Raw genomic sequence first — 21,449 nt, forward strand, 5'->3', positions numbered from 1 at the left:
CCACAATATGATGGTCATTTTTATTGCTTAAGTATCCAGCAAAAGCAGTTACAAGAGGCACTTTAAAGTAAAAATTTCGTATTTCAACCGAACAGTTGACGTTTTTGATAATATCACTATGATCTGTTATGCACATTTTTAATTGTCCATCAAACACAGATTTAATTGTCTCAACTAATGCAATAGATCCAAAGATATCGATTCTTCGATTTTGATAAAAAGAGTTATATAATTTATATTATGTTAAGTTAATGTTTTATGAATTAACCTACCCTTTGGCTGTTGGCACGCTCACGGTAAACCGGGCAAACTGTCCCGGCTCACTTTCAACGGCTACGCTCCCGCCCATAGCGGCCACGCTTTTGCTCACCAGGTACAGTCCGAGGCCGGCACCTTGTGCTTTCGTGTGCCCCCGGTAAAACATTTCAAACACGCGAGCTTTGTTTTTATCGTCAATACCAATGCCGTTGTCGTGTACAACCAACTCAACCGTTTCTTTTTCTTTTGTAATGGCAAGTTCAATTGCTGGTTTTCCGTTTTCGCGTAACGTGCTGTATAGCATGGCGTTTTCCAGCATGGGCACAAGTATATGTTCTTCCAGCGCTGGCATGGCGTAAAACTCCAGCTTGTCGTCCATGGCAATGCTTAGCGTAATGTCCTTCTCCTTTAGTTCGGCTCCAAACTGTATCCGCACCAATTCCTCCAGACTTGCCTTCGTGTACTTCCGCGGGGTTTTATCCTTACCAATGTCGCTAATAGAAATCAGGCGCTTCAACACGGCATCCAGGTTGGTGGTGGCCAACATCACTTTACTCAACAGTTCTTCCTGTGGAATATGACCGGCCAGGCTACACAAACCTAAAATGGATCGCAGCGGAGCGCGCATATCGTGAGCCGAGCGGTACAGAAAGGTATCGAGCTCGCGGTTGGTTTCAGCCAACATGGCGGTGCGTTTTTCTACAATCTTTTCCAGGTTCTCATTGATGGCCTGCACCTCTTCATTCGCTGCCTTCAACGCCCTCGCCTGCCTGCGCAAGCGGCCGCTGAAGGTGATCAGCAACACAATCATTACCCCAAAAACGGCCAGTAATCCCAACACCAAAAACAACCGCTGCCTGAACTGACGTTGCTCTTCTAACCGGGTTGACTCGGCTTCAATCAGTTGAGTCTCCAGGTTTTCGATATCAAAATATTTCTCTTTCAATGAATTAATCAGTGCCCGGTAATCTTCCTGATTTTTAAAAAACTTCGATTCGTTTTCGATCAGCAATTTCTCTAGCATGTCCAGGTCATTCAGCAAGCCTGCACGCTCCACCGGCCCCAGGTTGGTAAATCCTTGCTCCAGCTTTTCGGTGATGAGTTTAATCTTTTCATCAAAACTTTCTCGGTTAAAGCCCAACGCCTCACTTTCTTGTGTAGCCTGTCGGATGAGGTTACGGATATCTTCGGCTACAAAAGATGAATCGGATATGTTGCCAACAAACACTTCGGGTTCCCTCCCTTCAGCTTTTCGATGTTGCTCTTCAAGTTCTTTAAACTTGGCATCCACCCGGGCTAATTCCTGGGCACTAAGCTTGGTGAAATCCTTATTCCGCATCACGGCATAAAAAACCGTAAGCGATTGAATGGAGTCTAACTGCGACAGGTTGAATTTTTCTTCTGCTTTGGCAACAGGTTCCTGTGCAGGTGTGGCGCTGGCTACCACTTCGGGGCGCACAAATAAGGTCTGTTCACCGTTAACGGTGGTGAGTTGTGAAACCACATACGGGGGCACCTTGAATTGCCCGGTTGCCTTTACCTCTTCCTGCAACGGAATTGGAAACACGGCTCTCCCCTGCTGATCAGTGGTGATCTGAACATCGGTTGCTCCACTGAAATACACGCGCTGCTGCGGCACGGGTTTACCGTCTTCAAATTTTACCGCAAGCCGCACTTCCTTGTAGCGCTTCTTTCGCAATACAATTTGCAGCACCCCTTTAGCCATGCTCCACGAATCCACTTCGTATTGCTGATCTTTTACTCCAATGTTTTTTACCGGCAAGGCACTGGCAGCAATCTCGGTGATTACTGATCCTTTGTTTCCGGTGTTGATGTAAGGTGCGCCATCCAGTGAAACTTCAGCAAATGCAAAGGGTTGTAATTGTTCGTTCAGGGTTTTGATCTGCAACACCTGCTTTTGCTGTGCGCATACTAAAAACGCACTGCTGATGAACACAAGGAATAGCAGCCCAACCCGTAATCGAAATAATATGGTAACGCGCTTAGTCAAATAAATCTTTTACAAATACAATTTCAGGAATACCCAGGTCGCGCTTGTATTTTGAAAGTTCAAACGCCACCTTTTGTTTTCCGCTCTCCCCTTCCACCTCAATGATGTAGTAGCTGAATTTAGGAATCACAAGGGTGAGATTACCTTGTGCATCGGAAGTAGTCTGGTACACACGCGTGCCAGTGGCACGGTCGATCATGGAAATCGTAACGCCCGGCCATGGTTTTACATCCTGGGTTGAACTCCAGCTATGATCTTTTATTTTCAACAAGGCATTCAACGTAAGTGGATACTGCTCCAGGTTAATGTCGAATTCATAAAGATCATCATCCAGGCCGCCTGCTTTTCGGTTGGAAGCCAGAAAACCATGCATGCCTAAGGAATCAACGATAATGGAAAAATCGTCATGTGGGCTGTTGATCGGGTAGCCCAGGTTTTCAGGTTCGGTATTCAATGAATCGCGTGAAAATACAATCTTGTACAGGTCAAGTTGACCCAATCCCGCATGACCATCAGAAGAAAAGTATAGTGTTTTATTGGCGTGCAAAAATGGATACACCTCATCCCGGGGGGTATTGATGGTAGCACCTAAGTTAACCGGATCGGTCCAACGGCCACTTATTTTTTCGGACATAAAAAGATCCTTACCTCCGATGCCAGCAGGCGAATCTGCAGAAAAGATCAGCACATCACCGGCTTCATTCAGTGTAAAGCTGTTGATGGAGTATTCGTGAAAGTGCGGAAAGGTTTCCGTCACTTTCCATTGATTGTTCACCTTGGCAGCAAACGATAAATGAAGCGGTCGCGCACCACGAGCATCACTTTCGCTGGCGTTCGCTATAAAAGCCATGCGGGTACCGCGTGCATACAACACACATGGTCCGGTATTCCAGGAAGATTGTAATTCACGCGCAAAAATTTCAGGTTGTGAGGTGTTGATTACATCCTCGTTTGGATCGTACGTAATTTTGGTGTGATACATCCGGTAGAAGTCGGCTTCGTTGTGCAGGCGTTCCACCGGTGTTTGTATTTTTTTGTTTGAAGTAAAGATCAGCCTGTCCCCAACACGTTGCGGCCCGAATTCACTGTGCGGAGTATTGAATGATAATCTTCGTATAGCTACATGCGCGGAGTCCTCCATCAGGTATTGCCGGTTGTGAATCCGCCAGATTTTCTTTTCAATCCACTCCTTTTGTTCGAGCGCAAGCAATTGCTGATAGACATCCAATGCGCGATCGTACTTTTCAAGGGCAAGTAAAGCTTCGGCATATCTAAACAAAGCATCCGAATCGGTAATGGTTTCTATGGCTATGGCTTTGCCATACGCATCAATGGCTTCATTAAAACGATTTAGCTCATCATAGCAACGGCCCAGTTTCAGGTAAAGCGAAACATCGGTTGGTTGTTTCTTTATGGTCCGTTCAAAGTATACACTGGCCTCTGCCCACGCATGCTGTTCGAATTTTTCATTTCCTAACTGCATATCTCCTTTTCCAATCGACCATACACTTTCCTGGGCAAGCACTGTTGTTGCTACAAGCGAGAGTAAAAGCAATAAGCGATATGGTTTCAGAAGAAGCATCTTAACGTGGCGATGAAATGTTGTTGGTGTTGTATCGAAAAATGTATTTGAGCATCAACTCGTGCGAGCCGGTACGCGGAAGCGCCACATCACCTAAAGCAAAATCATAGGCATACCCCAATTGCAATTGCTTGGAAGCTTGTGCCATGAGCAAAGTCGTGAGTGATTTTTCGCTTCGGTAAGATGCGCCCAGGGTGAGTACATTCCGATAAATGATGTTGGCATTCACATCAAAAGCAGTTGGCAAATCAGGTGCATAACGAATTAAAAATCCCGGTTGAACTTTCCAGTACGGGTTCATAGTAATGGTATATCGGCTGAATACAAAATAGTGCGCATTATCGACTTCAAATGATGCGGTGTCGCTCGGGCTTTCGCGATGTGAAAGGAAAGAAGGTGCCGATATACCGAGTTGAAAATTTTGAGAGCGGAAAAAGAAACCGAAACCAAAATCAGCATACAAGCTGTTTACCGCTTGCGCGAGATTGGGATCCACTGTTCCGTTTTGCATCAGCGAAGGGTAATCCGAGCGTTGGTGAATAACGTTTAGTTGTGCGCCAAACGAAAGTGTGGATTGCTTACCCGTCTTTAAGTGATATGCAGGTGCCATGCTCGCAAATAGATTTTTATGCACCCCGATTTTATCATGTGTCAAAACTAATCCAAGTCCAAGATTTTGTTTCACGAATGAACTGTGTGCCATTAAGGTTTGTGTCTTGGGTGCATTTTCAATGCCGCTCCACTGATTGCGATTGATAAAGCCGAGGCTTAACACCTCTTCCCCACCAGCAACTGCGGGATTTATTGCCAGAGGATTGAACATGTATTGGGCGTACTGCGGCATTTGCTGCGCAACAGCCAACTGCATGGAGCTGAGCAGCAGTAAAATTATTCCGATGATTTTTTTATTCGTTGCCATACCTCCCCGCTTATCGTACAAGTTCAATGGATCCCGTTAAAACTTCACGGGTTTGTTGAATTTCAATCCGGTAAAAGTACGTTCCTGTAGGCACCAGGTTCCCCGATTTGTTCTCACCTGTCCATACTACCGAAATGTTATTATAGCCCGAAGCTTCATACACAACTCCGCCCCAACGATCAACTACTACTACCCGGTTATTAGGAAAGAATTCAATATCCTGAATGATCCATACATCCTGGATGCCATCACCATTGGGTGTTATGGCGGGTGTTGCTTTCAGGTTAAGCACTTTACGGTTTACCGTAACCGTGAATCGGCATTCAACCACATCGCCTGCTTCATTTTCAGCCGTGTAAATAACTTGTGTTGCTCCTTCCGGGAAAACATCACCGGGTTCATGCGATTGTGTGATGGTTAACGCGCCACAAGCAATTGAAAATTCAGGTTCATCCCAGGTAACGATTGCTGTATTACTTTCATCGGCATCAACAACCAAATTGTCAGGACAATTTTCAAGTACCGGTAACTGCGTATTGTTCACAGTAACAGTAAATGAACAAGTAGCCGTATTACCACTTGGATCAGTTGCCGTGTACGTCACGATAGTTTCACCAATTGGAAATTCAGTTCCAGGTTGATGACTGGTCGTTACATTCACCGAGCAGTTATCTTGAGCAGTGGGTGGAGTCCACGAAGCAATAGCCGTGCACGTAGCACCTGCTGTAAGCTCAATATCGGATGGGCAATTGTTGAGTACAGGGTTCATGTTATCCCGGATGGTTACGGTAAAACTGCACGTAGCCTGATTGCCACTTTGGTCTGTTGCTGTATACGTAACAGTAGTTACTCCAACCGGGAAGGTGGCCCCCGGTATATGGCTTGCTGTTACAGTAACGGAGCAGTTGTCTTGTACAACCGGCATACCCCAGCTCACATTACGACTGCAGCCACTGACGGCATTCTGTGTTACGTTGGGTGGACAGGAATTAAAAGAAGGAGGTGAATTATCTACTACGGTAACCGTAAAGCTACAGGTAGATTGATTACCACTGGGGTCTGTTGCGGTATAAGTTACGGTAGTTACACCAAGCGGAAAGACACTTCCAGAAGTGTGGGTACCAGTTATGTTGGCCGAACAATTATCTTGTGCTACTGGGTTACTCCAGGTGGCAGTTGCACTACAATTATTGTTGGCTGATACTTGAATGTTTGATGGACACGAAGTAAACACCGGAGGTGAATTGTCAACCACCGTTACGTTAAAGTTACAGGTAGATTGATTGCCGTATTTGTCGGTTGCTGTGTGCGTCACAGTAGTCGTGCCTAGAACAAACAAACTTCCTGGAGCTTTGGAAACGCTGAGGACCGGAGAACCACAATTGTCCGAAACAGGTGGACTAGACCAATTTACCGCTACCGAGCATGCATTATTTGGCAGTGCTACTTGCAGGTGGGAGGTACAACTGATGAAATTAGGGGGTGTAGTATCCAGCAACTCATTCGGGCAGCAAAGAGGGCCTCCATTCTTGCTTTGGGCAGCACGGATTGTGAAATCCCCATACCTTTGACCTATCGATATAATACTACATTCTGTACTAATTTGAGTATGAAAGATGCCTTCGATATAAACCTCAAGAAAAGGGGTACCATCAGGGGAGGTAAATGTAAAGGTTAACCCTGGAGATATTATTCCGAAAAAGATATTGTCCAAACCATCACTCACAGTGATAGGCGCAGTCAGTGTTCCCTCATACAAAAGTGTAAATGAACTGATCCCACCAGAACATGGACTACACTCCGCTAAGGTAGGACACAAACATTCCTGCCCGCTTACCCGTAGTACGCTGAGCAGAAGCAAAACCAACGCAAAAAATCCTGTTCGTTGAACAGTGCGGTTTCGTGTCATCATCACCAATATGATCTAAAAACAGAGACTTCAAATGTACTGAATATCAATTTAATAACTATATCTTTTTCAAGTAAAAAATTATATAAAAGGTTAACTATTATACCCCTTTTGATACGATCTGGCTTACGCCTACACACAATCGTTCCCAGCCTGGGTTTTAGTCTCATTCGTTTGGCTTATCTTCGCGCCTTATTTTGAAATTCAATGCTGGCAGTAAATAAGCTTTCGCTCCAATTTGGTAAGCGTGTTCTTTTTGATGAGGTAAGCCTTCGTTTCACGCAAGGCAATTGTTATGGGGTTATTGGGGCCAATGGGGCCGGAAAATCTACATTCCTGAAGATTCTTTCGGGCGAGATTGACCCAACACGTGGCAATGTGTCCATGGAGCCGGGTAAGCGCATGGCTGTATTACGCCAAAATCACTACGAATTTGATGAGGTTACCGTGTTGGATACGGTGATGATGGGCTACACCAAGCTTTGGAACCTCATGCAAGAAAAAGATGCCATTTATGCCAAACCTGATTTTTCCGATGCCGATGGCATGCGCGCCTCTGAACTGGAGGCAGAATTTGCCGAACTCAACGGCTGGAATGCGCAGTCGGATGCAGCCGCGCTTCTAAGCGGACTTGGCATTAATGAGTCAGAGCATTATAAATTGGTTAAGGAACTGGATGGCTCACAAAAGGTACGTGTGCTGCTGGCTCAAGCGCTCTATGGCAATCCGGATATTTTGATTCTGGATGAACCTACTAACGACCTGGATATAAATACCATAACCTGGTTGGAAGATTTTCTGCTTGAGTTTGAAAACACGGTTATCGTGGTATCGCACGACCGTCACTTTTTGGATACAGTGTGTACCCACATTGTTGATATTGATTTTCAGGCGATACGCTTATATACTGGTAATTATTCGTTCTGGTATCAATCCAGTCAGCTGGCATTGACACAACGCTCGGCTGCCAACAAAAAGGCGGAGGAAAAGCGAAAAGAGCTACAGGAATTCATTGCGCGCTTCAGTGCCAATGCATCCAAATCGCGTCAAGCAACCAGCAGGCGAAAGCTGTTGGAGAAAATCAATGTCGATGAAATTCAGGCGTCTACCCGTAGGTACCCGGCCATCATCTTTAAACAAAACCGCGAAGCCGGTGATCAGATTTTGCACGCGGTTGGGTTGGGATACACCAACAATGGCACTCCCCTGTTCAGCAACCTCGATTTCTATGTGAACAAAGGTGATAAGATTGCTTTCCTGAGTAAAGACAGCCTGGCGATCACTTCTTTATTTCAGATTTTGATGGGTGAGCTTCACGCCACCACCGGCTCATTTAAATTCGGGCAAACCATTACCACAGCGTACCTCCCATCGAACAATGAAAACTACTTTCAATCGGATGACAACCTGATTGATTGGTTGCGGCAATATGCCGAAGAAGAAAACCGCGATGAGATATACATTCGTGGTTTTTTAGGTAAGATGCTTTTCTCGGGCGAAGAAGTTTTCAAGAAGTGCAGTGTGCTTTCAGGTGGCGAAAAAGTACGCTGCATGATTTCACGCATGATGCTTACCGGTGCCAACGTATTGATCCTGGACGAACCCACCAACCACCTTGATCTGGAATCCATTACCGCATTTAATAATGCCCTGAAGGATTTTCCGGGAACTGTCCTGTTCACTTCTCACGATCACGAATTTACCCAAACCGTAGCCAACCGGATTATTGAACTTTCTCCGAATGGCTGTATTGATAAACTCATGACGTATGATGAATACATCACCAGCGAGAAAGTAGCTGAACAGAAGGAGGCTTTGTACGCGTAAATCAGTCTTTTACGCAACGAAAGCCAACGGTTGCGTTACGTTCAAACCCTTCACTGACCCGGAGCAAGGCTTGCCGGTAGTGTAGTTCACGCGGACCGCCCTGTACGTACCACCAACTTGATGAGGGCTTGAAGTAACTCCCCCCCTTCATGATGATGTACCGATAACTACCACTTTCGTAGATGTCGTTGGTGAGTTGCCAAACACATCCACTAAGATCGAGCAAGCCATGTGGATTGGCGCCTTTCGGATATCGGCCCACCGGGTAGAGCTCACCATTGCCCAGGTTGGCATGTTTCGGATCGATGCCTTCTATGGCTTTCACTGTAAGCGTTTCAGTTACGAATTGCTCCTTACGCGTAACGGGTTTGACTTGCTTCCAGGGCCATTCCAGGAGCTTGTCGGTTTGAGCCGCATATTGCCATTCCATTTCTGTGGGTAATCGTTTTCCTGCCCATAGTGCGTAAGCCTGTGCGTCTTCATAGGAGACATACGTCACCGGAAATTTCTCCTCGCCTTTCACGGGTTTTCCATCGCGCCAGTGTTTTAAGAAATTGGTTGTGTCTTGAGGCTTATACCGGGTGGCTTGTATGAAAGCATAAAACGCTTCGTTGGTTACCGGATGTTTGTCCATCCAAAATGATTTCATGCTGATTACTTTTCCTTCCTGTTCCTGCGGATACGGAATGAAGGCATCTCCGTTTGTTGTCTTGAAAATAAATGTTCCGACAGGTATGCGCACCATACCTGTAGTTGATGAAGCAGATTTACTGGTTGGTACTGATTTACTGATCAACCGTGGTGTGCCGGGTTTGATATACAGGATAACTTCATCCAGCAATTCATCTTGGTCAAAGGCCTGAACCACTACCTTCCCTTCATAACGGCCTAGCAGGTCGGGGATGAAAAAATCGAACGTGCTTTGCTCATGCAAGCTTACCTCTTTGTTCACTTTTCCGTAGGCTGGGTTGCCTGCCCAAATTCGTAATTTATCTCCTTGCGGGCAGCGCCCAACCAACCGGTTATTCATGATTTTGGCGCTGATCAGTTGGGGTAACTCAGCGATGCAGCTAACAGAGCCTTCGTTGTTGGTACCCAGTTCAAATGCATTGAATCCTTCAAGTTGAACTTGAGTATAGCTTTTTTGACCCTGTTTTGCTAGAAGTATTGGTTCATGATGCCATAGATCAACATAGTGTTTGTCAGGTTGTTCAGGTACTTCAAACAAGACCCCGCGAAAGCCCTCCGGCTTCAGACTAAATACGGTGTAAACGGTCTTCTGCTTGCCGGGCCATTCATTCACCCAAACGCTGTCACGCAAGGTTGAAATGAGTGGCTTCCAGTTTGATGAAATGAAGTTGCTGTGATTCTCCCGAAGGATCCGGGTGGTTCTTCCTAAAAACCGGTACTGTTCTTCTTCCCATTCATGATGGCCCGGTGCAAACTGGTTGATCTCCGTACCGTAACCATTGAAGAACGCGAGTGCATATTCGCGTTTAATTTTTTTCTTGAATACTTCGGCCACCCGAAAAATGGCGAAGTCGGGACGGATGAATTTGTTTAGGTTCAACATGGGTGGATAGTACAAGGCGTTGTGCACTCTCCCACTGATGATGCCGGGCATATCCTTCGGTACAGCCATGCCTTCGCTGTACATAATCACGCCCGGCTTTACGGCATCGGCAGCTTCCTGCAACTCCCTACTCGACTCGCCTTTGGTATCGAGCACAACACCATCTGCCGAAGTGTCTTTGATCAGGGAAGCAAGCCCTTGCAGGTGCCCTTCCGAGCGTGTGCTTTCATCCCATGGATTGTATGCGATGAAGAATTTCGTTCCGTTTAAGCGTAAAGAATCGGCTTGAGCGCGAAGGGCAGATAATCCACCTGGCAAGTCACGATACAGGTCGAACTGGTTGCGCTGATCCAACCCCAGCGAGGGCCAGGTTGGCCACAGGCAAATCACATCATCTCCCCCATACCACTCCTTTCCACGCTGTTGAAATTTTTGCCAATTGAACTGACCCGTTTTGTAGTCAAAGTAATGCTTGTCCCATGCCATCATCAGGTGCATCACATAGGCCTTCTTTATCCATTGCAGATCAGGACGTTTATAGAGTTCATCGTTGAAGTCACTTAAATCATATAAGTAACGCTTTTGAAATGCTACTCGCAGCCCTTCCTGCCAGTCACCTTTGTACAGATCAGCATACATAAAATAGGATACTGATCCACCCGGCAACAAAATGGTTTCAAACCTTCTGCGGTTTGCCTTTACGAATGAATCCGGATCACGCCTGGTCAACCCAAATACTTTGAAATTAGCATCCAACGAAGTCGCGGAGTACCCCAGATTCCATGCATTATCCGGGACGATTACATTTACCGGCTTTCGATCGGGTAAAAACAGGTGTGTTCGCGAAAGCGGATGCTTGCCCAGGCCGGTAATGAATACTTCTTTGTTGGTCTCTCCAAATGGAACAACATTGGTTAACGTAAGGGTATCTCGTGTAACGTTGACGAAAGTAATCCGGAATGAAGCACCTTGCCCGCTATAACGAAAATTTGTGTAGTTAACTTCTAATGGTCCACCTGAGTCGGAATGATGTAAACTGTCGTTAACGCGGAAGGTAATTAGCGGAAGATTGACCGTCCATACATGGGCTGCTGCTTTGATGCGGGTTACTCTCCCTTCCTGTACCGACAATTCATCTAATGGCTGCGCAATCAGACCGCCACATGCAATCACTATCAGCAGAAGCGATGTAAGGCGTTTCATCTCACACTAAATTCGAACCGGCTTGTTTGGTAGTACGTTTCTCCCGGCTTTAAAATCGTGTTAGGAAAATGGGGTTGGTTGGGTGAGTCCGGGAAATGCTGGGGCTCCAGACAAAGTCCAGCGTGTTTTACATAGACCTGTCCGTTTTTCCCGGTAATGGTTCCATCTAAAAAGTTGCCGGAATAAAATTGCAGGCCGGGCTCAGATGTAAACAGTTTCATTTCCCTTCCACTTAATGGATCGTAAAGTATGGCAGCAGGACCGGCCAGTCCGGTTTCTTTTGCCTCAAACAGCACAAAGTTGTGATCATATCCACCGGGCACATTATGAATGTCGCGACCGATTGTTTTTGCTTCCAAAAAATCAAAAGGTGTTTCAAAAACCTCCATGAACTCACCCGTAGGAATAAGTGAATCGTTTACAGCGGTTATGCGCTCAGCAAAGAGTTGAAGTTCATGATCAAGAATGGTTGAACACTTTCCTGCCGACAAGTTAAAGTATGCATGGCTTGTCAGATTTACAGGCGTGGCTTGATCAGCCGTTGCGGAATAATCCAGCGTTAACGCGTTGGCATTACTTAATGTGAACACGACTTCCACATGCAGGTTTCCGGGAAACCCTTCTTCCCCATCCGGACTATCGTATGTCAGGCGCATGGAACTATCAGATTCGATCTTGACATCCCACACCACCTTATCAAAACCTTTGTTACCTCCATGCAAGGTGTTGCCGTTATTGTTTGGTGCAAGCGTGTACAGTTGGTCGTTCAATTGAAAGGTTGCTTTACCAATACGATTGGCATACCGGCCGATCAATGCTCCGAAGTACGGATTGTTTTCACTGAGATAACCTTCCAGGGTTGGAAAGCCAAGCACGACATTTTCGAAATTTCCCTTTCGGTCGGGAACAATAACCTCTGTTATCGTTCCGCCATAGTTCAGCACACTTACCTGCATGCCGGCTTTGTTTCGTATTGCATATTCCTTAATGGTTGTTGTGTCGATCATACCAAAATCATTAACGGTTATTCCAGCTTCCTTATGTTGTTCTTTCTTGTCTGTGGAGCAGGCGAAAGCCACGCCAACCAGTAAAAAAATACCAAGTCTCGTTGATGTGTTCATAGTTAATTTTCAGGATTGATTCTGACTTCCTTCACTTTTTTTGGCAACCATACCTGCATCTCGTTTGCTCCACGGTTGTTCCAGGCAAAGTATGGTATGGCCGTAATGGTTTTCGGAAAATGTACTAAGGATGTAGGTGTTTCTCCCCCTTTAAGGGCTTGTGCTTCAAATGAAATGGTTACGACCCCTCCCAGTAATTCAGGCTTGAATTCAATTTTGTATTTCGTGTTCTCCGGAACAATAAAATCCCATGCCTTACCCCCATTGTCAGCACCCTCAACACAGTAAACCAATGGTCCGCGTTGAAGTGCCAATCGATCACGATTTTGTGTCACCGCTTCATGCGCTACCACTTCGTGAACCTCCATCGGAAAATCCCATTTCACGTTGTCCCCTTTCTGCCAGGTTCTTTTGATGACCGCATAACCATTCTTAATTTCAGGAAGAACCTCCTTCTCATTTACCCGAAAGATAATTTTGACTGGTTGATTATTTTTAAATGTGTATAGTTCGCCCGGTACTGGCTTACCCGTTACCCAACCCGGTATGCGAATGTAAAGTTCGAAATTGCTTTTCCTTTCAGGATTCAATGTAAGTTCTCCAGCACCCTCCCACGGATAATTGGTGGTGAGCTGAACAAGGACAACTTGCTTATCCAGATGAATTGTTGCCGTATTGCTGATGAATAAATTGACATACAAAGCTGTCGTGCTTGTGGCGTAAATGTAATCGCCAACAGAAGCGGTTAGTCGGGCAATGTTGGACGGACAACATGCCGTGCCAAACCATTCCCTGCGAGCGTGTGTACCGAATGATGCCAATGGATTGCCATAAAAAAAGCGATCACCGGATAAGGATAAGCCTGAAAGTGCACCATTGTATAAACTGCGTTCGAGTACATCAATAAATTTACTATCACCACTTAAACGGTTCATGCGTTGATTCCAAAACACCATGCCCACTGAAGCACATGTTTCACAGTAGGCATTCGTGTTGGGCAAATCATAATCGATTGAAAAGCCTTCATTACGACCAGATGATCCAATGCCACCGGTGATGTAGAGATTCCTATACACAACATCTTCCCATACGGCACGCATGGCTTCTGCATACTGTTTGTTATTCATAACTGCTGCAACATCGGCTGCGCCAGTGTATTGGTACATGGCACGCACTGCATGACCGGTGATTTCAGTTTGCTCATGCACCGGTTTTACGTCTTGCCAGTAGTCGGGTGTAATCCAATTGGTACCATAAGTGTAATAGCCTTTACCGCGTTGTTGTAAATACCATTCGCTAAGTTTTAAATAGCGATCATTTTTAGTGACATCAAACAGCTTAACCAAAGCCAGTTCGATTTCCTGATGACCACTAAACCAAGGCTTATTACCTAACCGAAACGCTGAGTCAATGTGATTGGCAAACCGGATAGCCGTTTGCAACAACTTGTCTTTTCCAGTAGCGTGGTAATAAGCCACTGCAGCTTCGATGAGATGCCCTGCATTGTAATCTTCATGTTTCTCGATATCGGTCCAGCGTTTTGAAATATCGCCTAATTGGTAATATGTGTTCAGGTACCCATCAGGAAGCTGAGCTTTGGCAATAACATCAATCCAGCGATCAGCCGTTTCTTCTAACTTCTTATCCGGAAAATTATTTAAAGAATAAGCGATTGCTTCCAGCGCTTTGTACACGTCACTGTCGTCATAATAAATGCCTTCATGCTTCTCCCCTGTCTGGTTAACTACCTTCTCGAAGTTGCGAATGCGTGGGGTTTTAATTTCTGTTTGCGAAATGCAGGCATCCAATGTATTGGTGGCAATAGTTTGCAGTCGGGGTTTCCAGAACGTATCGGTAATGGTGAGGGATGAAAAGCTGACGCCTTGTAGCAATTCCTGACTAAACCCAGATTGTGCCAGCATGAAGAGAAGATAAAGAAAACTAAGGAATTGGCGCATCTGGCTTTCTGTTTGGACTAAATTCAAAAGAAAAAGCCGGAATGAAAAATTTCACTCCGGCTTTCTTTCTGTATGGGAAGATGTAGATTAATTGTCTACACCCAATTCTTTCAGGCGCTTTTCAACGCGTGCCGCTTTTGCATCTTCACCCAGGTAATAATAGATCATGCTTAATTTATCCAATACATCTGTATCAGAAGGATTCAGTTGCTCAGCCTTTTCCCAATAAGGTGCTGCTGTTTTGTAACGTTTAACCAACTCATTATCCAATTCAATCTTACGCTTTTTGTCAGCTGCAGAAATACCGAGGTTATTCATTTCAGCTTTGATTTTATCTGCTTCAATGAAGTAAAGTTGTGCCAGGTAATATTGCGCATCAAAATATTTCGGATCAATTTTTAAAGCAGCCTCAAAGTTTTTCTTGGCTTCTTCGAAATTATCCAGTTTGGAATTCACATAACCGAGATAAAACAACAGTGTTTTATTGGAAGGATCTGCTGCAACCGCTTTTTCAAGTCCACCCTTGGCGTCTTCCGTCATCTCCAGGTCAATCAGGTAACCGATTTCAAGCAATGGATAATCCTTATTGTCAGGATATTTAGCCTTAGCTTCGCGTGTAATTTCAAGTGCCTTTTTCTTGTCGCCTTTAGGGCCTGCCCAGGTTTGGATGATCACCGTATACGCATCAGTCGAGGTACCTCCCAACTCAATGTATTTTCTCAAATCTTCCAACGCGCGATCGTAGTTTTCATTCGCTTGCGCTACGAAGCCCGAATAGAAGTGTACTGTTGTATCTTTTGGATTTAAAACCTTGGTCTTGTCAAATTCTTTCAAGGCAGTCTCATAGTCATCTTCCTGGTAAGCAACTGCTCCCTTATTCAGGTAGTAGTTTCCAAGGAATTCTACACTTTGGGATAAGGTTACCGGTAAAAAATCATTTCCCTGGTAGAATAATTCATTCTTTGCGTCTTTGTTCATCTCTGCTGCTTTTGCTAAAGCTTGTGAGGCTACTTCAAAGCTATTGTTGGCTAATCCTTTATACGTCTCATTGGTCGTGGTGTCGATAGAAGCATAAATAAGTCCCTGATAGAAGAATGTTTTCGGATCCAATGAAAGCTTTGGATCGGTAACACATACGTCAATCATCTGTTTGGCTTCATCCAACTTCCCTTGCTTCCAGGAGTTTAAAGCTTTATTCAAATTTGGCTTAGGCGCTTTTTGGGCAAATACTGCCAATGGCAAAGCAACCAACAAAAAACATACTACTCGTTTCATTTTAATTTAGGTTATAATCAGTTTTAACTTTTGCTTTCTTCGGGTGCTTCATCCTGCATCCGTTGAATTTTTTCTATGGATGAAATGCGGTCATCTTCGTTCAGCCGGATTAAACGCACACCTTGGGTTGCCCTACCCATCACACGAAGTTCGGAAACTTTTATGCGAATGGTAATACCTGAACGGTTAATAATCATCAATTCATCATCATCGGTAACTTCCTTAATCGCAACAAGCTTGCCAGTTTTTTCGGTGATATTTATGGTTTTAACCCCTTTTCCACCGCGTTTAGTCACCCGGTAATCATCAATAGACGAACGCTTGCCGTATCCCTTCTCGGAAACGACCAGCAAATTTGCATCTTCCCGGGTAATGCACACCATGCCTATTACTTTATCGGTAGAAGAATCGAGTGTAACGGCTCGTACCCCTGCTGCAGTACGGCCCATTGGCCTCACATCTTCTTCGCTGAAATGCACAGCCTTACCCTCCGACTTAGCTATAATGATATGGTTTTTACCATTGGTCAGCGAGGCGGTTAATAACCGGTCGCCATCGTGAATGGTAATGGCATTAATGCCTCCCTGCCGCGGTCGTGAATAAGCTTCAAGTGAAGTTTTCTTGATGGTGCCTTTCTCCGTACAGAGAATTACAAAATTATTGTTCAGGTATTCTTCATCCTCCAGTGTTCGGATATTGATTACGGCCTTGACCGTATCCCCGGGCTCAATGTTGATCAGGTTTTGGATGGCCCTCCCCTTAGAAGTTTTATTTCCTTCCGGAATTTCATATGCCTTTTTCCAATACACTTTACCGCTCTCCGTAAAAATCAGCAGGAAATTATGCGCATGAGCGATAAACAGGTGCTCGGTAAAATCATCTTCTTTTGTAGCTACACCTCGTGATCCAACTCCGCCTCTGCCCTGTGTTCTGTACTCTGAAAGGGATGTACGCTTAATGTATCCCTGGTTGGAGATGGTGATCACCATTTCCTCGTTCGGGATCATATCCTCTGGCAGAATGTCGTCTTCCTCCGTAGGTACAACCTCGGTTCTGCGATCGTCTCCATACCGGTCGCGTAATTCGGCCAGTTCATCTTTAATGATCTGCATGCGCAAGGGCTCACTTGCCAGAATATCTTTCAAGCGACCAATCAGCTCCATTACTTCTTTGTACTCCTGTTGAATCTTGTCGCGCTCCAGGCCTGTTAGGCGTTGCAGACGCATTTCCAAAATGGCCTTTGCCTGAATTTCCGACAACCCAAAGCGACTAATCAATTCTGTCTTTGCCGTTTCCGGATCTTTCGATGCTCTGATTAAGGCAATGACTTCATCCAGGTTATCCAGCGCAATCAGGTAACCTTCCAGAATGTGTGCGCGCTTTTCAGCTTCGTTCAGTTCGTAAAGCGTGCGCCTGGTCACCACTTCGTGGCGGTGTTCCACAAAGTTCTTGATCAGGTCCTTCAGGTTAAGCGTCTGTGGCCTGCCTTTTACAAGAGCTACATTGTTAATTCCGAAGTTCGACTGTAACTGGGTGTATTTGTATAAGTTATTCAGCACGATGTTACCTATTGCATCACGCTTCAGGTCGTATACAATGCGGTATCCATCTCTATCCGACTCATCGCGGATATCGGAAATGCCTTCTATCTTCTTTTCATTAATCAAGGCAGCCGTTTTCTCAATCATCAGGGCTTTGTTAACCTGATAAGGAATTTCGGTTACCACGATTTGCTCCCGGCCATTGGCCTGGGTTACAATCTCGGCTTTGGAACGAACCACAACCCTGCCCCGACCTGTTCTGTACGCTTCCCGAACCCCTGAAATGCCATAAATGATACCACCGGTCGGGAAGTCAGGCGCGGTGACAAACTTCATCAGGTCTTCAATGGTGATGTCGTTATTGTCGATATAGGCAACAATACCATCCACTACCTCGCGTAAGTTATGCGGAGCCATGTTGGTGGCCATACCAACCGCAATGCCCGAGGCGCCATTCACCAACAGGTTGGGCAATTTGCCCGGAAGTACGGTAGGTTCCGTTAAAGAGTCGTCAAAGTTGGGTTGGAAATCAACGGTGTCTTTGTTGATGTCAGCCAGCAATTCTTCTGCAATTCTGCGCAAGCGGGCTTCGGTATATCGCATGGCCGCAGCAGCATCGCCATCAATGGAACCAAAGTTACCCTGTCCGTCAACCAACGGGTAGCGCATCGACCAATCCTGGGCCATGCGCACCATAGTTTCGTAAACCGAAGCATCCCCATGCGGGTGGTACTTACCAAGCACTTCCCCCACAATACGAGCCGACTTCTTATAGGATTTGTTGTAGTTAACACCCAGCTCAAGCATGCCGTATAACACCCTGCGGTGTACCGGCTTTAAGCCATCGCGAACATCGGGCAGTGCGCGTGAAACAATAACCGACATCGAATAATCGATGTAGGCACCGCGCATTTCATCTTCAATATTGATCGGGATTATGTTTTGCCGCTCGGGCAAATTACCGGTTTCTTCAGCCACGGTTTTCTATCGGATTTTAGTCAGTTTACCTTCACTTTTGCTGCCCCTTTTAAGGGCAATTTTCAAGCGGTGCAAGATAATAATTTGATACAAAAAATGGGCGTTTCTGACTGCTTTTATTGGGATTTTCAGGCCTGATTTTCAGGTAGTTCAAGCCTCTTAATACGGGTTAAGTTTGCGCTTATTTTTACCCTTGTATTTGATCAGGTTCGGGTAGTTTTCTCCGTGGTGAGGGTTCTGCTTTTTCCAGATGGGATGTACCCGGCTCCGGTACTCGCGGTTGCCGTGTGCGTGGTTGATTTGCGCCCTGCATAACTTGTCGTAACAACGCCTTAATTCGGGTATCCGGTAAGACGCCCCAACATTGATGTAAAAAGCATTCATGCGATGCCTGATGCTTGTTCCGGTTTCAGCAATATTCAAATCATATCCTTTGAATTCGATTGAAGGACGAATGAACAATCGAAAGTATTCTGACATCTCTCGTTCAACCATGCCACCCAGGTTGAAAAATATACCCTTATCAATTACAGCCTTATCAAATTTTTTACCCAGGCTGTACCCGCCTATCTGGGCATCAACAGTAAGCAGGTATTTATCATAGCGATAAACGGATGCACCGAGCAAGACAAAGTATTTTTTAAGAAAGAAAGAGGAAACTTCAGGCTGATAGGAATTTATATCATCGCCAAACGATAAGGGTTCAAAGTTATTGACTTTGGTAAACTCAAATGAGTACCCAGCACCAATGCGGTATCGTTGTTTGATTTCAACATGCGCGGTTAACCGCAACGGAATATTAAACGATTTACTCCTGAACCCTATTGAAGCCGTATCCGGGCTCACCAAAAACTCGCCAGGGTTGACGGTAAGCGTTGTATCAACTGCTTCGTTAAACCAGTTGAATAATCCATTGGCCGGTGTGGTCGGATTAAACAGATACGGGTTTCCTGTGGCGGGTTGGTAAATGCCCAAATCCTCAAGCTCATGCCTGAACGTTGTTGAACCGTAACCCGTGCTTAAACCGAAATGCACCTTGCTCAACAGCTTTCGGAATAACCCGATACCCTGCCTGTCGACATAAAAATGATCAAGGGGAATGCTGACGTCCTTCTCCTCCTGTGCAACGCCTGTTAAGGGCGCACCCAGGACAACAATGAGAAGGGATATGATGAGTTTTTGGTTCAGGCGGATAAAAATTTGATAGTGAGAATTTTACACCTCGCTCATACGCTGAAGATAAACGTCAAAAGTAGGTAAATTCAGCCAATTTGCCACATGCTAATACCTCCTGACTGGTCTTGATTCTAACGAAGTGAAGGTATGAAAAAGTGTTTGCCCCTTGGTGGCCCGATAGGTAAAGGTTTGTTGCTCCACTCCCCCTCCGGGTAACTGTAATTCGAACACCGTCTTATTGGGTCCTTCACTCATCGGAATGCGGGAGTATAAAATGCTATGCGGTAAGGTTTGCCAGTTTCGGGTATCGGCCTTTTCCGTCATGGCGTTTACCATACCAATTAAGGCACCAAGACTCTCATCTTCTTTGCGTGCGCTGTGTTCCGCTGCTTTTTTCAAGGCCACCCGAATAAGGGCCTTACTGAATTCAAGCCACATCCGTTCCTGAAGCGACTTAAACGCTATGCGGTTAATGTCTTCTGCAAGCTGAAGGGAATAGGTGGTGTCATTATGATTAATCGAAGCACCTGTGTATAAGGGTGGTCGCTCCACATACCGTGGAAATGCCACGCGAAAGAATTCGATACTACTGAGTGAATTGCGATCGTCTTCATCAGTTACCGGAAAGGTATAACTCAATCCAAGCTGTTCGTTAAAAAATACAAACTGATCGCCCGACCGGTTGATCATGAAGTTCACGCTCCATTCATCCTTTACCGGTCCTAATCCGTTGTGCCAGAAAAAAACCAAATCGGCATCACGATTATTGACTTTATAATCCGGCCAGCCAAACTGATTTTTGAACAATTCATATTCATCCGTAAAGCCGGTGCGATAAGCGGCCTCCAGCAAATCACGCTTAAGCTGATCAGGTGGAAGAATGCCAAACATCTTTGAATAATCATCCTGGTAAATTTCCAGTGCATTGCGATAGGCAATAAAGGCATTGTTCCAATCACCATTAGCCTGGTAAATGATGCCCATCAGATTGTGCACAAAAGCATCACGCCTGTATTTTTCTTCCGATGTATACCGATCCGCCAATTGTTGAAGCCGGATATTCAGGCGCCTGCACTCAACCAGGGCTTCTTCATATTTTTCCATCTTCAAAAAATTCAATGCCTTGTAATACAACAGCATGAGGTGCTCATGATCTTCACCCCGATAGATGGTTACGGTTGGATTGGTTAAGTACGATGCAGCTTCACGGGCATAATTGATCCGGTAATCCTCGCCAAACACAAAGGCTTTCTCAAAATAAGCATTGCTCTCTTCATATTGCCCCATCACGGAAAGGAGCAGTCCATTGTTCACATAAGACAAAAACTCGGCATGCTTGCGTTTGTACAGGCTGCTCGACCGAAGGGTTTTTAAAGCCTGTTCTAGGTTACCTTCTTCAAACTGGCGGTTGTATTCGTACGTACCTTCATAAAAGGATGCACATGCTGAAAACAGCATCAGTAAACTGATGACGGAAAGGGTTTTCAGCATGACTGATGGATTAGTTCTTTACCAGCTTTTTGATTTCGTTTTGTCCGTACCAGATGCGCTTGTTACTTTCCACATCGGTGAGGAAAAGTGTAGTGATGTAGTTGACCACGCGCTTCTTCTGATACACATCGGTTTCGGAAGTCATTTCGCCAAATAAGATCAAGTCAGCCCCAACTTCCTTGCCCCACCGTGCAGCAGTTGCCGGATCAGCAAAATCCTGTTGCTCGGCCCGCTCCTGCCGTACCTTATCCCGAAATTCTTCCGACTCCACCAATTCGGCTATGCCTGAATTATGGATTACCATTTCAAATTTGCGGATGTAGTTAGCGGCATCAATGTGTTCGCTTGTTTTATTCTTGATTGAGCTGATGACCAACACTGGCTTTCTTCCAAGAGACTCCGCGTATTTCTGAAACTGATCCGATTTAAATAGATCATGAATCATCTGGTCGGCAACTTTACGTGAATCCGTATCGTTCCAGCGCCCACTCAGGTCAATCTCCGTTGAAGGATCAATCCGGGTAACAGAACGGGAACAAGAAAACAGAGCGAAAACAGCGAAAAGTATAATGAACTTATTCATACGAGAATGTTTGCATTAAAAAATCAAAAACCTTGCCGGAAATG

13 protein-coding genes are annotated in these 21,449 nt (G+C 45.3%); 1 reads left to right on the top strand and 12 read right to left on the bottom strand.

Translation table 11 applies throughout. The features are described 5' to 3' along the window. Nucleotides 1-268 precede the first annotated feature (268 nt). From QY309_08010 to QY309_08025, 4 genes are read right to left on the bottom strand one after another with little or no spacing between them, the layout of a single operon-like run. On the bottom strand, nt 269-2,269 hold the full coding sequence (locus QY309_08010; GenBank protein WKZ61424.1) for an ATP-binding protein: 2,001 nt from the start codon (nt 2,267-2,269) through the stop codon (nt 269-271). Next, entirely contained in the window at nt 2,262-3,851 is a 1,590-nt protein-coding gene (locus tag QY309_08015) for a CDC27 family protein (protein WKZ61425.1), read from the bottom strand. Before QY309_08015 ends, QY309_08010 begins: the two co-directional genes overlap by 8 nt. A 1-nt stretch (nt 3,852) precedes the next feature. Continuing rightward, nucleotides 3,853-4,770 (bottom strand): type IX secretion system membrane protein PorP/SprF, encoded by a 918-nt coding sequence (locus tag QY309_08020; GenBank protein WKZ61426.1) that lies wholly within the window; start codon nt 4,768-4,770, stop codon nt 3,853-3,855. A 10-nt stretch (nt 4,771-4,780) separates the two neighbouring features. Next, nucleotides 4,781-6,679 (bottom strand): HYR domain-containing protein, encoded by a 1,899-nt coding sequence (locus tag QY309_08025; protein WKZ61689.1) that lies wholly within the window; start codon nt 6,677-6,679, stop codon nt 4,781-4,783. 207 nt (nt 6,680-6,886) lie between these two features. Here QY309_08025 and QY309_08030 point away from each other — a divergent pair, with 207 nt between their 5' ends. Next, nucleotides 6,887-8,506 (top strand): ATP-binding cassette domain-containing protein, encoded by a 1,620-nt coding sequence (locus tag QY309_08030; GenBank protein WKZ61427.1) that lies wholly within the window; start codon nt 6,887-6,889, stop codon nt 8,504-8,506. Between the two features lies 1 nt (nt 8,507). Here the strand turns inward: QY309_08030 and QY309_08035 are convergent, their stop codons facing one another. The 8 genes from QY309_08035 to QY309_08070 form a co-directional block, all read right to left on the bottom strand. Next, on the bottom strand, nt 8,508-11,282 hold the full coding sequence (locus tag QY309_08035; GenBank protein ID WKZ61428.1) for an SUMF1/EgtB/PvdO family nonheme iron enzyme: 2,775 nt from the start codon (nt 11,280-11,282) through the stop codon (nt 8,508-8,510). After that, nucleotides 11,279-12,403 (bottom strand): aldose epimerase family protein, encoded by a 1,125-nt coding sequence (locus QY309_08040; protein ID WKZ61429.1) that lies wholly within the window; start codon nt 12,401-12,403, stop codon nt 11,279-11,281. Before QY309_08040 ends, QY309_08035 begins: the two co-directional genes overlap by 4 nt. A gap of 2 nt (nt 12,404-12,405) precedes the next feature. Continuing rightward, nucleotides 12,406-14,361 (bottom strand): glycoside hydrolase family 127 protein, encoded by a 1,956-nt coding sequence (locus QY309_08045; GenBank protein WKZ61430.1) that lies wholly within the window; start codon nt 14,359-14,361, stop codon nt 12,406-12,408. Nucleotides 14,362-14,448: 87 nt separating this feature from the next. After that, nucleotides 14,449-15,636: a tetratricopeptide repeat protein gene (locus QY309_08050; protein WKZ61431.1), complete on the bottom strand. Its 1,188-nt coding sequence runs from the start codon at nt 15,634-15,636 to the stop codon at nt 14,449-14,451. A gap of 23 nt (nt 15,637-15,659) precedes the next feature. After that, nucleotides 15,660-18,155 carry a DNA gyrase subunit A gene (gyrA, locus tag QY309_08055; protein ID WKZ61432.1) on the bottom strand — a complete coding sequence of 832 codons (2,496 nt, stop codon included), beginning with the start codon at nt 18,153-18,155 and terminating at the stop codon, nt 15,660-15,662. Between the two features lie 159 nt (nt 18,156-18,314). Next, nucleotides 18,315-19,199 carry a hypothetical protein gene (locus QY309_08060; GenBank protein ID WKZ61433.1) on the bottom strand — a complete coding sequence of 295 codons (885 nt, stop codon included), beginning with the start codon at nt 19,197-19,199 and terminating at the stop codon, nt 18,315-18,317. A 237-nt stretch (nt 19,200-19,436) separates the two neighbouring features. After that, nucleotides 19,437-20,822, bottom strand: a complete 1,386-nt coding sequence (locus tag QY309_08065) for a hypothetical protein (GenBank protein WKZ61434.1) — start codon at nt 20,820-20,822, stop codon at nt 19,437-19,439. A 10-nt stretch (nt 20,823-20,832) separates the two neighbouring features. After that, on the bottom strand, nt 20,833-21,405 hold the full coding sequence (locus QY309_08070; protein ID WKZ61435.1) for a penicillin-binding protein activator LpoB: 573 nt from the start codon (nt 21,403-21,405) through the stop codon (nt 20,833-20,835). Between the last annotated feature and the right edge of the window lie 44 nt (nt 21,406-21,449).

This window comes from Cyclobacteriaceae bacterium (assembly GCA_030584025.1).
GTDB lineage: Bacteria > Bacteroidota > Bacteroidia > Cytophagales > Cyclobacteriaceae > UBA2336.